Genomic DNA, 16817 nt, shown 5'->3' with positions numbered 1-16817 from the left:
TTTTATTATGTTTTTTAATCAACTAGTAACTCCAAGTAATATTTATCATTTTCTTCAATTTTTCTTAAAAATTCTTCAAGAGAAGTCGCAATTTGAATATCATAATAGTAAACCGGACTGCTTTTCTTTTCATTGAATTCAATTGACATTAAAGCTGATTCACTACCTTCAAAAAATATTAGTTTGTTATTTTCAAATTCATCATAGATTTCTATGTCAGGATAAAACTCAAAATCGTTAACTCTTAATCGAAAATCTCTTACGGAATAAGGATCCATAATACGATTTATATTAAACTCTGAACCTTTAATAAACCCGTAGCCAACCTCTATGTAAAAATTAACTAACTCCTTAGGAAATTTTAAATCGAGTTCCTTCTCAACATCTTTTATTTCATTTTCAGTTACTCGATAAAAACTATTTTCTTGATTTGCTTTCATAGATTCGTAGCCCATTATTTTTTACCTACTTTAAATAGCGAATTTGCTGGTGAACCTGTTCCATGAATACCAGCTTGATGCTCATTTGGGAATTTTGCAGGATGCATATTCCACCATTCATGTTCTCCTCCAATTGTATTCTCAATTATATGATGAGCATCATACTTATCTCCTTTTTTCCTAATTATTTTACCTGTTTTTTCTGAAATAACATTTTCATTATACACAGGCCACTTTTGCCCTGTATTTTCTTCCCGCTCTTTGATTACTTTATTTTTTACTTTATCAAATTCTGCCCTATGCTTAGCTGTTTCTATTGGTGACATTTTTTTTATTCTTTATTTCTTAAGGCTTCCTTCAACTTCTCTATTTGGTTTTTAGGTAACTCTCTGCCTGTTTGTCCCTCTATATCTCTAATATATTTTTTTATTGTATCAGAATCTATCTTATTACCCGTACCCTTACCAGCCTTCCTCCCCGGCAAGACCACATGGCCCTTTTCCTCTTTCAATATCCTTACAAGCGCATCAAAGTCGGCCCTATTGATGCTTTTCCGTATGATCTTGGTTCCTTGCTTTCGGACAACAGCCGCCAGCGACAGGTATTCGAGTATTTCAAGCGGGGTTCCGTCAGCTATGGAGTCCAATTCCCGTACTCCTCCCACGCGGTCTTCTGGAATGGAGTCGACGAATTCGTAGGCTGTTCCTTTTTCCCCATAGAATTCCCTGACGATCCGGCCGTCCTCATAGAGATGAAACTTTCCGCCCTGATTCTGGCTGCCGATGCCATGCTCATCTATGACTTCAACAGTCAGGAGCTCTCGTCCGCTCAAAGAGGTGAATTCCTCTGGGCTGATTTCATTACTGTTCAGCTCTGCTAAAGCTTTCAAGGCTCTTAACTGATAGTGGATGGTCTTTCTTTCATATGTGCTCTGCCAGATAGCCCAAAGGGAATAAGCACCAGGCGGCAGAATCTGACCCAGGCCAGTTTCGCCCAGTTCTTTAAAGAATTCCGGAGAGCGCATGGAATTTCCTGCTTTATGCCTGATGCCTTGTAAAAGCTCTCCATAGATGGGGCTGGAGTGAAGCTGCTTGGCGGAATAGCCGGAAATGCAGAGATTTCCACTTTGAAAGAGACTGGAAATTTTAGCGATGTATGTCTGCATCAGATGAAGATCCTGCTCAATTGGATCAAGTGCCAGTGTTTGCTGGCTGTCAAAGGTCATAAGATCATCAACCGTATTTCTCCGGTGAAGTTCCGCTCTCCTTACATGTGCCGAAAACTCCCCATCCTGCAGGTGGGGGAGACTGACAATATCAGAAACTTTCTGCATCACCGCATTGGTCTCATCTGTTAGGCTATTGGTGATAGATTCTGTTTTTACCAGGCCCTGTGCCGCTTCTTAATATGTTAAAAGCATAAAAAACCTTGAAAGGCATTAAGCCATTCAAGGTCAGATTTTATAAATCAGTTTTTTTCATTTCTTCGAACCATAAATCAAAGATATCATCAGGCAATAGTTCATCATCATTCGTATAAACTAAATCATACCTATATTTTCCTTTTAAACTATTTTGTTTTACATTGTAATATAACTTCATCTCTGTAGGCATTTCTTTATTGAAGTCTTCACATTTCTTATGGATTAGCTTTAAATTTTGATTACCAATTTTTAATGCTGCCTTCTGTCTTTCTCTCGAAACATCGTAAATTTGATATTGCTGACTGTCTAACTCTTTTATAGCATCATTTAGTTGATGTTTATGGACAATCTTTCCGTTAATTCTATAGAAAAAATCAAAAACATACATTTCGGGTTCATATGAACAATAAATAAAGATTTCATCTGCTTTATTTTCGACGTACTCTAAACAAATAGCCACCATGTCTGTTTGTATTTCTGAAAAATAATCCTCAAATAACTTCACATAATCACCTCTAGTTATCTATACTTATGAACCTTATGCGACCATCAATTTCATATTCTATATCAAAGCCGCCCGGTCTTAAACTATTTCCTTCGTAATTAATTTTAACATTAACTGAAACATCTTTTCCTTCTTCTATTGCTTTAGCCCATTGATTCTCTAATTTTTTATATTTACTCAAATTAACACTACTTGATTGAGACACAAGATTATCTAAATCTGGAGATCCTCCAAATCTATCTGCAGCTAAGTGCCCTGCATGGTCTCCGGGTTCTTTTCCGGGTGTATTAGACTTATGCGGTAATCTATTATCACGTTCTGTTAATTTTAAATCACCCGCATTAAACTCGGTCAGTCTTCCTGATTCATCTGTTTTATATAGGTAATCATATTCGCCTGCTTGATATTTAATATTAGGTTTTAATTTTCCACCTTTAAGTATATGACTACCATCTCTAATAATATCATCTATAGCCTCACTAGTTACCTTAACATCTTTACCCTTACCAGCCTTCTTCCCCGGCAAGACCACATGGCCCTTTTCCTCTTTCAATATCCTTACAAGCGCATCAAAGTCGGCCCTATTGATGCTTTTCCGTATGATCTTGGTTCCTTGCTTTCGGACAACAGCCGCCAGCGACAGGTATTCGAGTATTTCAAGCGGGGTTCCGTCAGCTATGGAGTCCAATTCCCGTACTCCTCCCACGCGGTCTTCTGGAATGGAGTCGACGAATTCGTAGACTGTTCCTTTTTCCCCATAGAATTCCCTGACGATCCGGCCGTCCTCATAGAGATGAAACTTTCCGCCCTGATTCTGGCTGCCGATGCCATGCTCATCTATAACATCAACAGTCAGGATCTCTCTGCCGCTCAGGGTGGCGAATTCCTCCGGGCTGATTTCGTTACTGTTTAGCTCTGCAAAAGCTTTCAAGGCTCTTAACTGATAGTGGATGGTCTTTCTTTCGTAGGTACTCTGCCAGATAGCCCAGATGGAATAAGCACCAGGCGGCAGAATCTGACCCAGGGCCGTTACGCCGAGTTCTTTAAAGAATTCCGGAGAACGCCTGGAATTTCCTGCTTTATGCCTGATCCCTTCTAAAAGCTCTCCATAGATTGGACTGGATTGAAGCTGCTTGACGGAATATCCGGAAATGCTAAGATTTCCACTCTGAAAGAGGCTGGAAATTTCATCGATGTATGTCTTCATCAGATGAAGATCCTGCTCAATTGGATCAAGAGCCAGTGTTTGCTGGCTGTCAAAGGTCATAAGATCATCAACCGTATTTCTCCGGTGAAGTTCCGCTCTCCTTACATGTGCCGAAAACTCCCCATCCTGCAGGTGAGGGAGACTGACAATATCAGAAACTTTCTGTAATACCGCATTGGTCTCTTCCGTTAGGCTATTAGTGATAAATTCTGTTTTTACCAGGCCCTGTGCCGCTTCTCCATCCAAAAAGTTCTGACGGATGAATCCATTGCTTGCCGGCTCGAGCATCTGAAGGGAAGAAGCTATTCTTTTTAAAGTATTTTGATAGTCTGCAAGAAAACCTTCAAAAAATAAGAGAAAAGGAGAATGACATTCCTGGAAGAAAGCCTGAATAGCGGCTGCTCCCTCTCCCCGAAAGGAGTCCTCAAGCGAGGTAATACCTTCTACATCACGCGCAATGTTTCTTATCTGCTCTTCTAAGGAGTGCAGACTGGGTTGAAGCTCCTTCAATCGGCTATGCAACTCACTCGCATCTAATACCTTCAGTATAAATCGCCTCCTGCCATTCGACAACTGGAATAGAGGCGCTTCAGAGAGCTCCTCACTAGAATTTTCCATAATCTATACTTTACACTAAAAATTAGAGTAATTTTATTACGAATAGGATTATTTTTACACTTTTGTATAAAACAGTAATATATACCCATCGACAGAATGACTAAAATAAGGAAAATGTATCATTATTACATTATTTCCCTGTGATATAGTAAAATGGATTCTTTTTTCCGGTTTAATAATATGAAAATGGCAGTATATAGAGGTGAATATTCATGTCTTTAGGATATTACTACAGTTTATTGGCGAAGAAACAAAGTGATCAGCAGAGACTGCTGGCCTGTGAGGGAGAGCTCCAAGGAAAACAGCAGGAGTTTAACCACTATCGGCATACCGTCACAAAGCCTGATCTTTCCCCTTTTACCTGGCAGGGAAAGCTGGCAGATGAATTTGAGGATATCCGGTTTGAACAAATGCTTACGAGTTACACTGACCTTGAATCAAATCAGTTTCATGAAGTGTTTTCAGCCATAAGCCGGAAGCAGCAGCAGATCCAGCAGGAAATCGATTCTATCAAACAAACGATCGCTTCCCTGGAAGCACAGCTTGCAGCAGAGAGGTCGAAGAAATAATGAGGAGGTACTGAGAATGGATACTGAGATTAAGCTAAGGATAAGCGAAATAGAACAGGCACTCTCTAAACTTCAAGCCTCCGCTAACGGGCTCCAGCCATTCCTTCCATCCACTATTGGGGAGAATAATGTCCTTGATTTCATCAATAAATTGAATGTTTTAAATAGGCAGCTTCAGCAGGTGACAGAGACGTATAAATCTGTATTGCTGCAAAACGAAGAAACAACGCGACAATCCGTGCAATTTTTAGATGAATCGGATCGGCTGCTTTCCAGGGGTATACAGAGCGGTGCACAAAAAAGAATGCCTTAGCACAGCTGCCGTGTGATAGTTCAACAACCCTTTTTCATAAAATAAGAGGCTTCACACAAGTTTTGCTCAACTTATGGGAAGTCTCTTTTTATACCCTCAATGCTGCCAAAATATCAGGATTCTACAGTCACCTCCCCTCTTTCAAATCTCCATTAAAAAACCCTTATCAAAAAACGAAAATAAATAATAATTTATAGAGCTGATGTATTTTGTTATTCTAGTAAATATGCATATTGGGCAGCTTAGGAGTGGATTTTAACCGTGAACAAGAAAGACATCGCACAGATTCGGAAACAATTTAAGTTAAATAATGACTTACTAAAGATCTCAGATATTTTTAATGTCTATATTATGAAGGAATCAAGCGAGATTTATCATTATGAGAGCCAGCCCTTTGAAATGCTGGACCAGGATCAGCAGGAGCTGTTTATGGATAACTTCAAAAAGCTGCTGGGCGGCCAATTGGATGAAAAGCTCTTTGAATTAAAGTTTCAGCGGGATGCCGAAAACAGCAGTCAGCTCATCCTGCATCAAGGATTGCTAAGCAGTGATGCTGAAGGCTGGATGGATCAAATGCTTCAGATAGTCGGCAAAATGCTGGGAATCCGGCAATATGAAAAGGATATTGTCGTTACGTTCATTCGCGGGGAATATCTTAAGCCAATGAAACGCCGCAATGCAGAAGCCGAGGAAAGTGAAAGGGATGCCGTATATTCTCATCCCTTTATTCTCTGCAGCATAAATAACACGCAGGAACCGAAGAAAGAACTGCTTTTTGACTATGTAGAAAAGGAATTTAAGTATCATTTTACTGTTGATCCGATTATCAACCTCAAAGCACCAATTTCAGGGTTCCTATTTCCTTGCTTCACCGATCATGCTGCTGATGTCAATCATGTCTTGTATTCAGCAGGCAAGGTCCATGAGCCCGACCACCTGTTCATAGAGGACGTTTTAAACGGGGAAGAAACGATGACGGCGCAGGATGATAAAATCGTTTTTGAGGAAATTATTAAAGACGTAACAGGAGATCAGCTAAGCACATCAACACTTTCCAGCGTATATGAAGAGATTAACCGGATGATCGTGGAAAACGAAGAGGATGAACCGCCGAAGCTGGATTCCAAAGACGTAGAACGTGTTTTAAAGGTGAGCGGTCTCGAAGATATTAACTCAGAAAAGGTCCAATCTGCTTATCAAAAAATCATCGATGATGACAAATATGAAATAAAGGCAAGCAGCGTCCTGCCCAAATACAATTCAAAATCAATAAAAATCAGCACGAAGGCAGCCAACATATCCATCTGCCCGCAAGACCTGAGATATGTCAAACAAGTCCATTTTGATGGCAAGCGTTACCTGATGATCGAGGTGGAAGAAGATACCGTGATTGAAGGCTTCACCATGATTCCCGAAACATTTGGCGGGGGTTCGGATAAAGAATAAATAAAAAAAGGAATTCCCGAATAGGAATTCCTTTTTTGTTTGAGTTATAAGCATTTTAGGGATCAGCGGGACATGTAACCTGTCCCTATGTTCTGGAGGAAGATACTTTAAAACGTTGGATTCAACGCTTTAAATTACATCATGCCGCCCATTCCACCCATACCGCCCATATCAGGCATTGCAGGGCCAGCATTTTCTTCCGGCTTGTCAGCAACTACTGCTTCAGTAGTTAAGAACATAGCTGCAACAGATCCAGCGTTTTGAAGAGCTGAACGAGTTACTTTAGTTGGGTCAACGATACCAGCTTCGATCATGTTTACCCACTCGCCAGTAGCAGCGTTGAAGCCTGTTCCAACTGCTTCGCGCTTTAAGCGGTCAACAATTACAGAACCTTCAAGGCCTGCATTGTGTGCAATTGTGCGTACAGGCTCTTCCATCGCACGCAATACGATGTTGATTCCTGTAGCTTCATCGCCATCAGCCTGGATAGCAGCCACTTTGTTGTATACGTTTAGAAGGGCAACTCCACCACCGGAAACGATGCCTTCTTCTACAGCAGCACGTGTAGAGTTAAGGGCGTCTTCGATGCGAAGCTTGCGCTCTTTCAATTCAGTTTCAGTAGCAGCACCAACTTTAACCACGGCCACACCGCCAGCTAGCTTAGCCAGGCGCTCTTGTAATTTCTCGCGGTCAAATTCAGAAGTAGTTTCTTCCATTTGAGTGCGGATCTGGTTCACACGGCCGCCGATTTGCGCGCTGTCTCCAGCACCTTCAACGATCGTAGTGTTTTCTTTTGAAACAACCACTTTAGAAGCGCGTCCTAAAGAGTCGATTGTAGCAGATTTAAGGTCACGGCCTAACTCTTCAGTGATTACTTCACCGCCAGTCAGAATCGCGATATCTTCAAGCATAGCTTTACGGCGGTCACCGAAGCCAGGAGCTTTTACTGCTACCGCGTTGAAAGTTCCGCGAAGCTTATTCACTACCAGTGTAGCAAGTGCTTCACCTTCAACATCCTCAGCTACAAGCAATAAAGGCTTGCCTTGCTGTACAACCTGCTCAAGTACAGGAAGGATTTCCTGGATGCTTGTAATCTTCTTATCAGTGATTAAGATATAAGGGTTTTCAAGAACCGCTTCCATCTTATCAGAATCTGTAACCATGTATGGAGAAGCGTATCCGCGGTCGAATTGCATACCTTCTACTACATCAAGCTCAGTTGTGAATCCTTTAGATTCTTCAATTGTAATAACGCCATCGTTGCCAACGCGCTCCATTGCTTCAGCAATCAGCTGGCCAACTTCATTGTCAGCGGCAGAGATTGCAGCAACCTGTGCGATGGATTCTTTATTTTCAATTGGCTTTGAAATAGCTTTTAACTCTTCAACAGCTGTAGAAACAGCTTTTTCGATTCCTTTGCGGATGCCCATAGGGTTGGCGCCTGCAGTTACATTCTTAAGTCCTTCACGGATCATTGCCTGAGCAAGAACAGTTGCAGTTGTTGTACCGTCACCGGCAACATCGTTTGTTTTGCTTGCTACTTCAGCAACAAGCTTTGCACCCATGTTTTCAAAAGCATCTTCAAGTTCGATTTCTTTTGCGATTGTCACACCATCATTAGTGATTAATGGAGAACCGAATTTCTTCTCAAGAACCACGTTGCGTCCTTTAGGTCCAAGAGTTACTTTTACCGCATTTGCAAGGGAATCCACACCGCGAAGCATCGCGCGGCGAGCTTCTTCACTAAATTTAATCTCTTTAGCCATTGATAAAAACCTCCTCAAAAATTTTAGCTTTATCTTTTAATAATCTTCGCTTGATGGCGATTAGCCAATTACAGCAAGAATGTCATTTTCGCGTAAAATTAAATATTCTTTGCCTTCGTACTTCACTTCAGTACCAGCATATTTTGAGAAGATGATACGGTCGCCGTCAGCAACCTCAAGGTCAACACGCTCGCCATTTTCAAGAACGCGGCCAGTTCCCACAGCTACAACTTTACCTTCTTGAGGCTTCTCTTTAGCAGTGTCCGGCAGTACGATGCCGCTTGCAGTTTTTTCTTCAGTTTCAACAAGCTCGATAATGATTCGATCACCTAGTGGCTTTAACAAGTGAAACAACCTCCTCAAATAATATGTAAATATTTTTATTTATTAGCACTCTCTCTGTATGAGTGCTAACACAATTATTATATTAATGAATCTTATATCTATTTGCAAGGGTGAAGCTTAAATTTTTTAGAAAAAATTTCATCCGCCGATACACGCTATTTTTCGACACAGACAACCACTTAAGTATACTTCGAAGCTCTTCACTTTAAACATGGTATTTTGCTGCTTTGATGCTGATATTTGAAACCCGCTCCTTTTTAAGAGTACAATGGCTTTAGGACTTGTTTTCCAACATTCAGATTAAGGAGTATAACATTTTGAAGAAGGAATATTGGTTTATATTAATAGCTTATATTGCTATGCAGCTGTCCAGTTTGTTTGGCGTTCCGCTTGTGTTATTTATTGCAGATGCCCTTGGACAGAATCCCGAAGACATGCAGATCCTGGCTGTAGCCTACTGGCTTGTCATCAGTTTTACAGTCACACTGATCATTACGCTTCTATTATTAAGAAAAGAGATGAAAAGAGGCCTGGATAGGGATGCATCTCCCGCAGCAAGCTCAGTGGGCTGGGCAATAGGCGGCATATTTTTGGCCCTGATCGCTCAAGCCACCGCTGCAAGCATTGAAAATATGATTGGCATTGAAATGGGATCTGAAAATACGCAGCAGATAATCCGGATCATTGAGGCATCGCCAATCGTTATATTAATCAGTTCGGTCATCGGGCCAATCCTTGAGGAAATCGTCTTTAGAAAAATTATTTTCGGTTCTCTCCATAAGCGCTTCAACTTCTTCCTTTCGGCCCTGATCAGCTCAGTCATTTTTGCACTTGCCCATTTTGAGCCTGAACATGTACTGCTGTACTCGGCAATGGGGTTCACCTTTGCCTTTTTATACGTCAAGACGAAGCGGATTATTGTGCCGATTTTTGCCCATGTGGCGATGAACACCTTTGTTGCAGTTATCCAGCTGAATCAGGATAATATGCAAAAATGGTTAGAAGAAATGGAAAAAATGCAGAGCTTTATCAGCTTTTTCTAGCTTAGTGGAATGCTGTGCAGAGTTTTAAATTTACTGGGGGATTTTGATGAGAAGCACACCTTTGTTTTCAGGCTTTATTTACATCCTTCTCGGATGCCTTTTCACCTTTATAGCAATACAGAATATCCAGCGTGAAGAAACCTGGGGTTTCTTTACTTATTTTCTGATCATAATTGCCACATTCGATTTTGGCACCGGTCTGCGGATGGTTGGCCTGCATTTTAAATTGAAAAATAAAATGAAAAAATGAGCCCGCAAAAGGCTCATTTTTTTACACTTCTTCAGGATAATTTTTCAGAAAATAAACCAGTGACTGCAATTCCACTGCCAGATCGATATGATGGATACGAATCGAGGCTGGCACAGTGAGCCTCGCAGGTGTAAAATTTAGGATTCCTTTTATTTTCGCATTCACCATCCGATCGGTAATAGACTGGGCAGGCGGTGCCGGCACTGTTAAAATTGCCACCTGAATATTATTATTTACAATAACTTCTTCAAGGTCATCCATATGATGGACCGGCACATCGCCGATTTTCGTGCCAACCTTACTCTCATCAACATCAAAAGCTACTTCTATTTTAGTATTATTATTTTTAAGAAAATTATAGTTAAGAAAGGCTGTTCCTAAATTGCCTACCCCGACCAAAGCTACTTTAGTCAGCTCATCCTGGTCAAGAGTCTTCCGAAAGAAGCTCAGCAGGTAATTCACATTATACCCATATCCTTTTTTCCCTAACGCACCAAAATACGAAAAGTCGCGGCGGATTGTAGCAGAATCCACTTTTACCGCCTCACTCAATTCTGCTGAAGAGACTCTTTGTTTGCCTGATGAGTGAAGATTTTTTAGAAAGCGGTAATATAAAGGCAGCCGTTTAGCTGTTGCCTGCGGTATCTTAATTGGTTCATTGGCCATTCGTCCATCCCCATTTCTTATGATGAATTAACTTCTTTTAAAGTCTCCATTTTTTCCGCCTGTTTTCTCTATTAAAAAGGTTGGCCCAATCACCATTCCTTTATCTACAGCCTTGCACATATCATATACGGTCAGAGCACAGACCGAAGCAGCTGTTAACGCTTCCATTTCCACACCCGTATTTCCCTTCGTTTTTACAGAAGCAGTAATGATAAGAACATACTCTTCCGATTCCGCTTTCCATGAAAATGAAATGTCCACACCCTTTAGCGGCAGCGGATGGCACATCGGAATAATGTCCCATGTTTTCTTGCTCGCCATAATGCCTGCAGTTTGTGCAACAGCGAGTACATCCCCTTTTTTCATGGAGTTGGATGTTATCTTCTCGTATATCTCCTGATTAACAGCAATACTTGATTGAGCGATGGCTGTCCGTGACGTCTCAGGCTTATCGCTGACATCCACCATTTTTGCCCTTCCCTCTTGATTAAAATGAGTAAAATCCGCCATTCAAAACACCTCTCTTCAAAATCATACACTATTTTTCTGTTACTTTGTATGTGCATTGTATGGTTCCTCACATATTTATTTGCCTTTTGTCTTGATTGAATGCCCTGCAGAAGGGCTTATAGTCCTGTCTCCTTTATTGCCGAACATATATGAATGAGTTACACTTACTCTATACCCGAGGTGAAAGAACATGATACTATTACAAGTCAATCAACTGGCGAAAAATTTTGGCGCTGATCCCATTTTAACCAATATAAAGCTTGAAGTACAAACCAGGGACCGGATTGCGCTAGTAGGGCGCAATGGTGCAGGAAAGTCCACCCTTTTGAAAATTATTGCCGGACAAATGACATATGACTCCGGTGAGATTTTAAAGCCAAAGGAAGTTACAATTGGCTATCTTGCACAAAATACCGGCCTGGAATCAGATTTATCCATTTGGGATGAAATGCTGACTGTTTTTAGTCATCTGCAGAAGCAGGAAAAACAGCTTCGCAGCCTTGAAGAACAAATGGCAGACCCTGATATCCTAAATAACTCTGATGCCTATGAACGCATCTTAAAAGAATACGACAAGCTTCAGGTTGATTTCAAAGAAAATGGCGGCTATCAATATGAGGCAGATATCCGTTCCATTCTCCACGGACTCAACTTCAGCTCAATGGGCTATGACACTAAAATTTCATCATTGAGCGGCGGACAGCGTACCAGATTGGCCCTTGGTAAACTTTTGCTGACAAAGCCTGATATCTTAATACTGGACGAGCCTACCAACCACCTGGATATTGAAACATTATCATGGCTCGAACAATACCTGCAAGGATACAATGGCGCCATTCTAATCGTTTCCCATGACCGCTATTTCCTTGATAAGGTCGTTTCCCAGGTTTACGAGATTTCCCGCCGCCAAATAAGAAAGTATCCTGGCAACTACAGTTCATATCTGGATCAAAAAGCCGCGAATTTTGAAAGAGAAATGAAGGAATTCGAGAAACAGCAGGAAGAGATCGCTAAGCTGCAGGATTTTATCCAGCGAAACCTTGCCCGGGCCTCCACAACCAAAAGGGCGCAAAGCCGCAGAAAGCAGCTGGCAAGAATGGAGGTGATGGACAGGCCGCTTGGAGACGAGAAATCGGCTTCTTTTGGCTTTGACATTGAACGGCAATCTGGCAATGAGGTTTTAAATATTCATTCTCTTGCTATAGGCTATGAAAAGAAAGTGAGCGGAAATATTTCACTGCGACTGGCAAAAGGAGACAGCATAGCACTTGTTGGGCCTAATGGTATTGGCAAATCCACTCTGCTTAAAACCATCATCAAAAAAATCCCTTCTTTTTCTGGGGAGATTCAGTACGGTTCCAATGTGATAATTGGCTACTATGACCAGGAACAGGCGGAACTCACCAGCAACAAAAGAGTCCTGAACGAATTATGGGATGAATACCCTCTTAAACCGGAAAAGGAAATTCGGACAATACTTGGGAACTTTCTTTTCTCTGGTGATGATGTTCTTAAAACTGTTTCAACACTGAGCGGCGGTGAAAAGGCTCGTCTTGCACTTGCGAAGCTTATGATGCAGAAAGCCAATTTCTTAATCCTCGACGAGCCAACAAACCATTTGGACCTGGATAGCAAAGAAATTCTTGAAAATGCATTGATTGATTATCCCGGAACGATTCTCTTTGTATCTCATGACCGATATTTTATCAACAGAATCACAACAAAAGTAGTTGAACTTTCCAGTAGTGGTGCAACAGAGTATCTTGGCGATTATGATTATTATGTGGAAAAAAAGCAGGAACAGGAGGAATTGCTTGCACTTAATGAGCAAGTTGAATCCTCTCCATCACAACCTGTTAAGCAGGACAAAAATAATTATCAGCATGATAAAGAAGCCAAAAAGCTCGAACGACAGCGAAAAAGAAGAATGGGAGAAATTGAAGAGCAAATAGAAGCATTGGAGAAAGCAATTGATATGAATGATCAGCTTCTCTGTGATCCGAATGTTTATCAAGACCATGAAAAAGTGATGGGCATTACAAATGAAACTGATCAAGCAAAAGCAAAGCTGGAAGAGTTGATGGAAGAATGGGCACTTTTAGCTGATGATTAATAAAGGAAAATTCATAACTTTTAGACTGGTAGAATAGTCACTGCCAGTCTTTTTTATTATCCACAGAGATAAACACAAGAAAAACGCAGTTATATATACTCTCCACAGACTTTTCCACATTATCCACAAAACGAACTGATTTTATCCACATAATCAACATAAAATTCTGAAATAAATGATTTTATCCACAGAAAAAGTCCCCTCTTCGGTCGGGGACTTTTTACTAATTTATTTATCATTGTGGATAGTGATGTCTAAACCGGGATTGGCATTTAAATCAAGGCCGGCGAATTGTCCTTTTTCGAACAGCACACTTCCTGCTGCACCAATCATCGCTGCATTATCTGTGCATAAAGATAATGGAGGAATAATAAGCTTTATATCCGCTTTGCCCCCAAACTTCTTTTCCAAAGAGGACCGAAGTCCTTTATTCGCCGCAACTCCGCCTGCGAGCAGCAGCTGCTTCACCCGATATTCTTCAACGGCTCTTTCTGTTTTCGTTACTAAGACATCAATAACACTTTCCTGGAAGCTTGCGGCAAGATCTTCCGGCACAATGGCCTCACCACGCTGCTCAGCATTGTGAACAGTGTTGATAACGGCAGATTTTAAGCCGCTGAAGCTAAAGTCGTATGAACCTTCTTCCAGCCATGCTCTCGGCAGCTGAATCGTTGGGTTCCCTTCATGAGCGAGTCTGTCAATGTGAGGACCGCCTGGATATGGCAGATTTAATGTCCGGGCAACTTTATCATATGCCTCTCCTGCAGCATCATCCCTTGTCTCTCCAATCACTTCGAAATGGCCATGCTCCTTCATATAGACCAGTTCTGTATGTCCGCCAGAGACTACCAGGGATAGTAATGGAAATTCCATTTCTTCAACCAATCGATTGGCATAAATATGTCCAGCAATATGATGCACGCCTACAAGAGGAATACCATGAGCAAAAGCAACCGCTTTAGCGGCATTAACCCCGATCAGCAGCGCGCCTACAAGGCCAGGTCCTTCAGTCACAGCAATTGCTGAAAGATCAGAATATGTGATGCCAGCCTTATATAATGCTTCTTCCAGCACTATCGTTATCTGTTCAACATGATGGCGGGAAGCTATTTCCGGAACTACTCCTCCAAAACGTTTATGGCTCTCTATTTGGGATGCAACTATATTGGCTGAGATTTCACGGCCATTCTTAATGATGGCAACAGCAGATTCATCACAGCTTGTCTCAATTCCCATGATCCATTGATCTTTTTTCATTATAAATTCACCCACATTACTAAAGCATCTTCTTGATTATCAGTATAGTAGTTCTTCCTAATGGCTCCATTTTGAAAACCAAGCTTTCGGTACAAGGACTGAGCTGTGAAGTTAGATACCCTTACTTCCAGAGTCATCGTGATGGCCCCCATTTCAGACGCAATCTCTATTAACTTTCGCATCAGAGCTTCTCCAAGCTTTCTCCCGCGATATTCAGGGAGCAGCGCAACATTTGTGATATGAGCTTCGTCCACGACGATCCATGCTCCACAGTAGCCTATTACTTTATTTTCTTCTTCTAAAACAACATACAAAGCAAACTGATTTTGTGTTAATTCGTTAAAAAAGGCTTCCCTGCTCCAGGGTGTGGCAAAGGACTTATGCTCTATTTCCAAAACATCATCAATATCCTCTTCATTCATAAAACGGAAAGTTAAGGATTTATTCATACGTTCGCTTCCTCATCACTATAGCTTTTTTTCTTGGTTTGCTTTTATCCAATTAGCTTCAGCTTCCGCAATCCTAATATAATTAGGAACAAAAGTGTGAACTTCCTCAGGCTCTCGGTCTCTGCCTAATAAGGCAAGTTCGGCTGGCCTTGGATTATGTTCTGCAGGCGAAGCGTACACAGCCCGGTCTTTAAGGGATTCTGCGAAAACCTCTTTATGTAAAGGCAAATCATTCCCCATTAAAAGGACCTTCTCTTTCTGTTCAGAAAGCATTGATGCCCAATCTTTTGCAAGAAGGAGCTGGTCTTTCATAAGAGACTCTAATTTTCCTTCCTTATATTGATACAGGCCAGTATATATTTGCCCTCTTCGTGCATCAAACAGAGGAGATATGACGCCATTAAAGTATCTGCCGGCCGAAGCCGCATAAATTTCCAGGCTGGATACCCCAACCAGCGGCTTATTTAAAGTCCAGGCCAGAGTTTTTGCAATGGTAACCCCAATACGGACGCCTGTATAGGAGCCAGGTCCTTTCGCAACAACAATTTTATCTATCTCAGCTGGCGTAACACCACAATCTTTCATTAATATATCAATAGCCGGCATAACACGGACAGAGTGATTCTTTTTTACATTGGTAATATACTCGCCTATAACCTGATCACCATCCAGAAGAGCTACTCCCAAAGGGTAATTGGATGTATCAATGGCTAAAACCTTCATAACATAATCTCCTTACACAATTCCTCATATCTTTTTCCCTGGGGTTCCAGGACAAGCTTTCTTGAGTCATTATCATCAAGATATAAATAAATCGTCAATAACTCTTCGGGAAGCTGTTCTTTAACTAGATGAGCCCATTCTACAACTGTGACCCCATTGCCTTCAAAATATTCATCAAACCCCAAATCCTCAAAAGAATCTTCAACTCTGTATACATCCATATGATACAGGGGCAATCTTCCTTGGTATTCTTTAATAATCGTAAAAGTGGGGCTATTTACATTACGGGTAATATTAAGTCCTTTTGCCAGCCCCTTGGTGAATGTCGTTTTTCCTGCGCCCAAATCTCCTTCCAGAGCAAGGACATCCCCCGGCTGGAGCAGGCTGCCCAGCCTTTCCGAAAACGCCATCGTATCCTCTGGCTTCTTTGAGATAAACTCAAACTGACTCATATGTTTCATCACCTTTTATGGTCTAATCTATAAAGAAAAAAAACCTTAGGATAAATCCTAAGGAGAATAATCTATATGTAGTTTACCTTATTTTGCAGCAATGGGCAAAGTAAGCTATTTTCATTATTAATGAAATATAAGCTTAGGATAAAAAAGAATAAAAAAAAGACGAAACCAGGTTTCGTTTGACGTTTTTAATATTAGAAAATGGCGGTCCGGACGGGACTCGAACCCGCGACCTCCTGCGTGACAGGCAGGCATTCTAACCAACTGAACTACCGGACCAGATTGCGGGGGCAGGATTTGAACCTGCGACCTTCGGGTTATGAGCCCGACGAGCTACCGAACTGCTCCACCCCGCGATAATATTATTTATGTGATTTTTCATCACAATTTGTTTTTCCGCCCGGCAGCGTCCTACTCTCACAAGGGGACAGCCCCTAACTACCATCGGCGCTGAGAAGCTTAACTTCCGTGTTCGGTATGGGAACGGGTGTGACCTTCTCGCTATCGCCACCGGACTATGTAATTGAAGAAACTTCGTTCCCTCAAAACTAGATAATGTATGAAGAAGTATTGCCGAGTATTCACCAATGACTTGTCTAGCTTCGGCTCCTAACTTCTCGGCCGTTTCGATCCGTCCCTCCAAATCCCAAAACCAGGATTTGAATGGCCGGCTCTCCAACGTCTTTCGAAGTTGAACAGTCGCCTCCGCTTTTCGT

General features: G+C 41.5%; 17 protein-coding genes, 2 tRNA genes, 1 rRNA gene and 1 pseudogene. 6 read left to right on the top strand and 15 right to left on the bottom strand.

All coding sequences use genetic code 11. The features are described 5' to 3' along the window. Positions 1-14: 14 nt before the first annotated feature. The 4 genes and pseudogenes from ACXAD1_RS00105 to ACXAD1_RS00090 form a co-directional block, all read right to left on the bottom strand. Positions 15-455: an SMI1/KNR4 family protein gene (locus ACXAD1_RS00105; RefSeq protein WP_370224326.1), complete on the bottom strand. Its 441-nt coding sequence runs from the start codon at positions 453-455 to the stop codon at positions 15-17. Continuing rightward, positions 455-1842: pseudogene (locus ACXAD1_RS00100) on the bottom strand (T7SS effector LXG polymorphic toxin); the annotation flags it as partial. The gene ACXAD1_RS00105 and the pseudogene ACXAD1_RS00100, both read right to left, overlap by 1 nt. Before the next feature lie 58 nt (positions 1843-1900). Further along, positions 1901-2368, bottom strand: a complete 468-nt coding sequence (locus tag ACXAD1_RS00095) for a DUF600 domain-containing protein (protein ID WP_206845943.1) — start codon at positions 2366-2368, stop codon at positions 1901-1903. A 10-nt stretch (positions 2369-2378) separates the two neighbouring features. Beyond that, a complete protein-coding gene (locus ACXAD1_RS00090; protein ID WP_474909141.1) occupies positions 2379-4193 on the bottom strand; it encodes a T7SS effector LXG polymorphic toxin in 1815 nt (604 codons plus the stop codon). A gap of 212 nt (positions 4194-4405) precedes the next feature. On the opposite strand from ACXAD1_RS00090, the gene ACXAD1_RS00085 reads away from it, so the two are divergent. The 3 genes from ACXAD1_RS00085 (at position 4406) to ACXAD1_RS00075 (ending at position 6521) form a co-directional block, all read left to right on the top strand. Next, positions 4406-4762 (top strand): YwqH-like family protein, encoded by a 357-nt coding sequence (locus tag ACXAD1_RS00085; protein ID WP_206845941.1) that lies wholly within the window; start codon positions 4406-4408, stop codon positions 4760-4762. A gap of 16 nt (positions 4763-4778) precedes the next feature. Next, the gene (locus tag ACXAD1_RS00080) at positions 4779-5075 is read left to right on the top strand and encodes a YwqI/YxiC family protein (RefSeq protein ID WP_206845939.1); all 297 of its coding nucleotides are present in this window, start codon (positions 4779-4781) and stop codon (positions 5073-5075) included. Positions 5076-5336: 261 nt separating this feature from the next. Next, on the top strand, positions 5337-6521 hold the full coding sequence (locus tag ACXAD1_RS00075) for a DUF4317 domain-containing protein (protein WP_370223324.1): 1185 nt from the start codon (positions 5337-5339) through the stop codon (positions 6519-6521). Positions 6522-6655: 134 nt separating this feature from the next. Here the strand turns inward: ACXAD1_RS00075 and groL are convergent, their stop codons facing one another. Beyond that, positions 6656-8287: a chaperonin GroEL gene (gene groL / locus ACXAD1_RS00070; protein ID WP_206845934.1), complete on the bottom strand. Its 1632-nt coding sequence runs from the start codon at positions 8285-8287 to the stop codon at positions 6656-6658. A 60-nt stretch (positions 8288-8347) separates the two neighbouring features. Then, on the bottom strand, positions 8348-8632 hold the full coding sequence (groES, locus tag ACXAD1_RS00065) for a co-chaperone GroES (protein ID WP_206845932.1): 285 nt from the start codon (positions 8630-8632) through the stop codon (positions 8348-8350). 317 nt (positions 8633-8949) lie between these two features. Here groES and ACXAD1_RS00060 point away from each other — a divergent pair, with 317 nt between their 5' ends. Continuing rightward, positions 8950-9675, top strand: a complete 726-nt coding sequence (locus ACXAD1_RS00060) for a CPBP family intramembrane glutamic endopeptidase (protein WP_370224312.1) — start codon at positions 8950-8952, stop codon at positions 9673-9675. A gap of 46 nt (positions 9676-9721) precedes the next feature. Then, the gene (locus ACXAD1_RS00055; protein ID WP_206845928.1) at positions 9722-9925 is read left to right on the top strand and encodes a YdiK family protein; all 204 of its coding nucleotides are present in this window, start codon (positions 9722-9724) and stop codon (positions 9923-9925) included. Positions 9926-9946: 21 nt separating this feature from the next. Here the strand turns inward: ACXAD1_RS00055 and ACXAD1_RS00050 are convergent, their stop codons facing one another. Both ACXAD1_RS00050 and moaC read right to left on the bottom strand, forming a co-directional pair. Further along, on the bottom strand, positions 9947-10591 hold the full coding sequence (locus ACXAD1_RS00050) for a redox-sensing transcriptional repressor Rex (RefSeq protein WP_206845925.1): 645 nt from the start codon (positions 10589-10591) through the stop codon (positions 9947-9949). Positions 10592-10618: 27 nt separating this feature from the next. Then, positions 10619-11101 (bottom strand): cyclic pyranopterin monophosphate synthase MoaC, encoded by a 483-nt coding sequence (gene moaC, locus ACXAD1_RS00045; protein ID WP_370224314.1) that lies wholly within the window; start codon positions 11099-11101, stop codon positions 10619-10621. 190 nt (positions 11102-11291) lie between these two features. Here moaC and ACXAD1_RS00040 point away from each other — a divergent pair, with 190 nt between their 5' ends. Continuing rightward, positions 11292-13214 (top strand): ABC-F family ATP-binding cassette domain-containing protein, encoded by a 1923-nt coding sequence (locus tag ACXAD1_RS00040; protein WP_474909140.1) that lies wholly within the window; start codon positions 11292-11294, stop codon positions 13212-13214. A gap of 228 nt (positions 13215-13442) precedes the next feature. On the opposite strand, the gene tsaD is transcribed toward ACXAD1_RS00040, so the two are convergent. The 7 genes from tsaD to rrf form a co-directional block, all read right to left on the bottom strand. Further along, positions 13443-14471: a tRNA (adenosine(37)-N6)-threonylcarbamoyltransferase complex transferase subunit TsaD gene (tsaD, locus tag ACXAD1_RS00035; protein ID WP_474909139.1), complete on the bottom strand. Its 1029-nt coding sequence runs from the start codon at positions 14469-14471 to the stop codon at positions 13443-13445. Further along, entirely contained in the window at positions 14471-14920 is a 450-nt protein-coding gene (gene rimI, locus ACXAD1_RS00030; RefSeq protein ID WP_474909138.1) for a ribosomal protein S18-alanine N-acetyltransferase, read from the bottom strand. Before rimI ends, tsaD begins: the two co-directional genes overlap by 1 nt. 18 nt (positions 14921-14938) lie before the next feature. Next, complete coding sequence (gene tsaB / locus ACXAD1_RS00025) at positions 14939-15643, bottom strand: tRNA (adenosine(37)-N6)-threonylcarbamoyltransferase complex dimerization subunit type 1 TsaB (protein WP_206845912.1); 705 nt, start codon at positions 15641-15643, stop codon at positions 14939-14941. Continuing rightward, on the bottom strand, positions 15640-16095 hold the full coding sequence (tsaE, locus tag ACXAD1_RS00020) for a tRNA (adenosine(37)-N6)-threonylcarbamoyltransferase complex ATPase subunit type 1 TsaE (RefSeq protein ID WP_206845909.1): 456 nt from the start codon (positions 16093-16095) through the stop codon (positions 15640-15642). Before tsaE ends, tsaB begins: the two co-directional genes overlap by 4 nt. Before the next feature lie 208 nt (positions 16096-16303). Then, positions 16304-16380, bottom strand: a tRNA-Asp gene (locus ACXAD1_RS00015). Between the two features lie 3 nt (positions 16381-16383). Next, a tRNA-Met gene (locus tag ACXAD1_RS00010) sits at positions 16384-16457 on the bottom strand. 42 nt (positions 16458-16499) lie between these two features. Next, positions 16500-16616 (bottom strand): 5S ribosomal RNA (gene rrf / locus ACXAD1_RS00005). Positions 16617-16817 lie beyond the last annotated feature (201 nt).

The sequence above is a fragment of the Cytobacillus sp. ABV4_503 genome, assembly GCF_056158445.1.
Note: the sequence above shows the minus strand (reverse complement) of the source record. Positions and strands in the feature narration are given on the sequence as shown.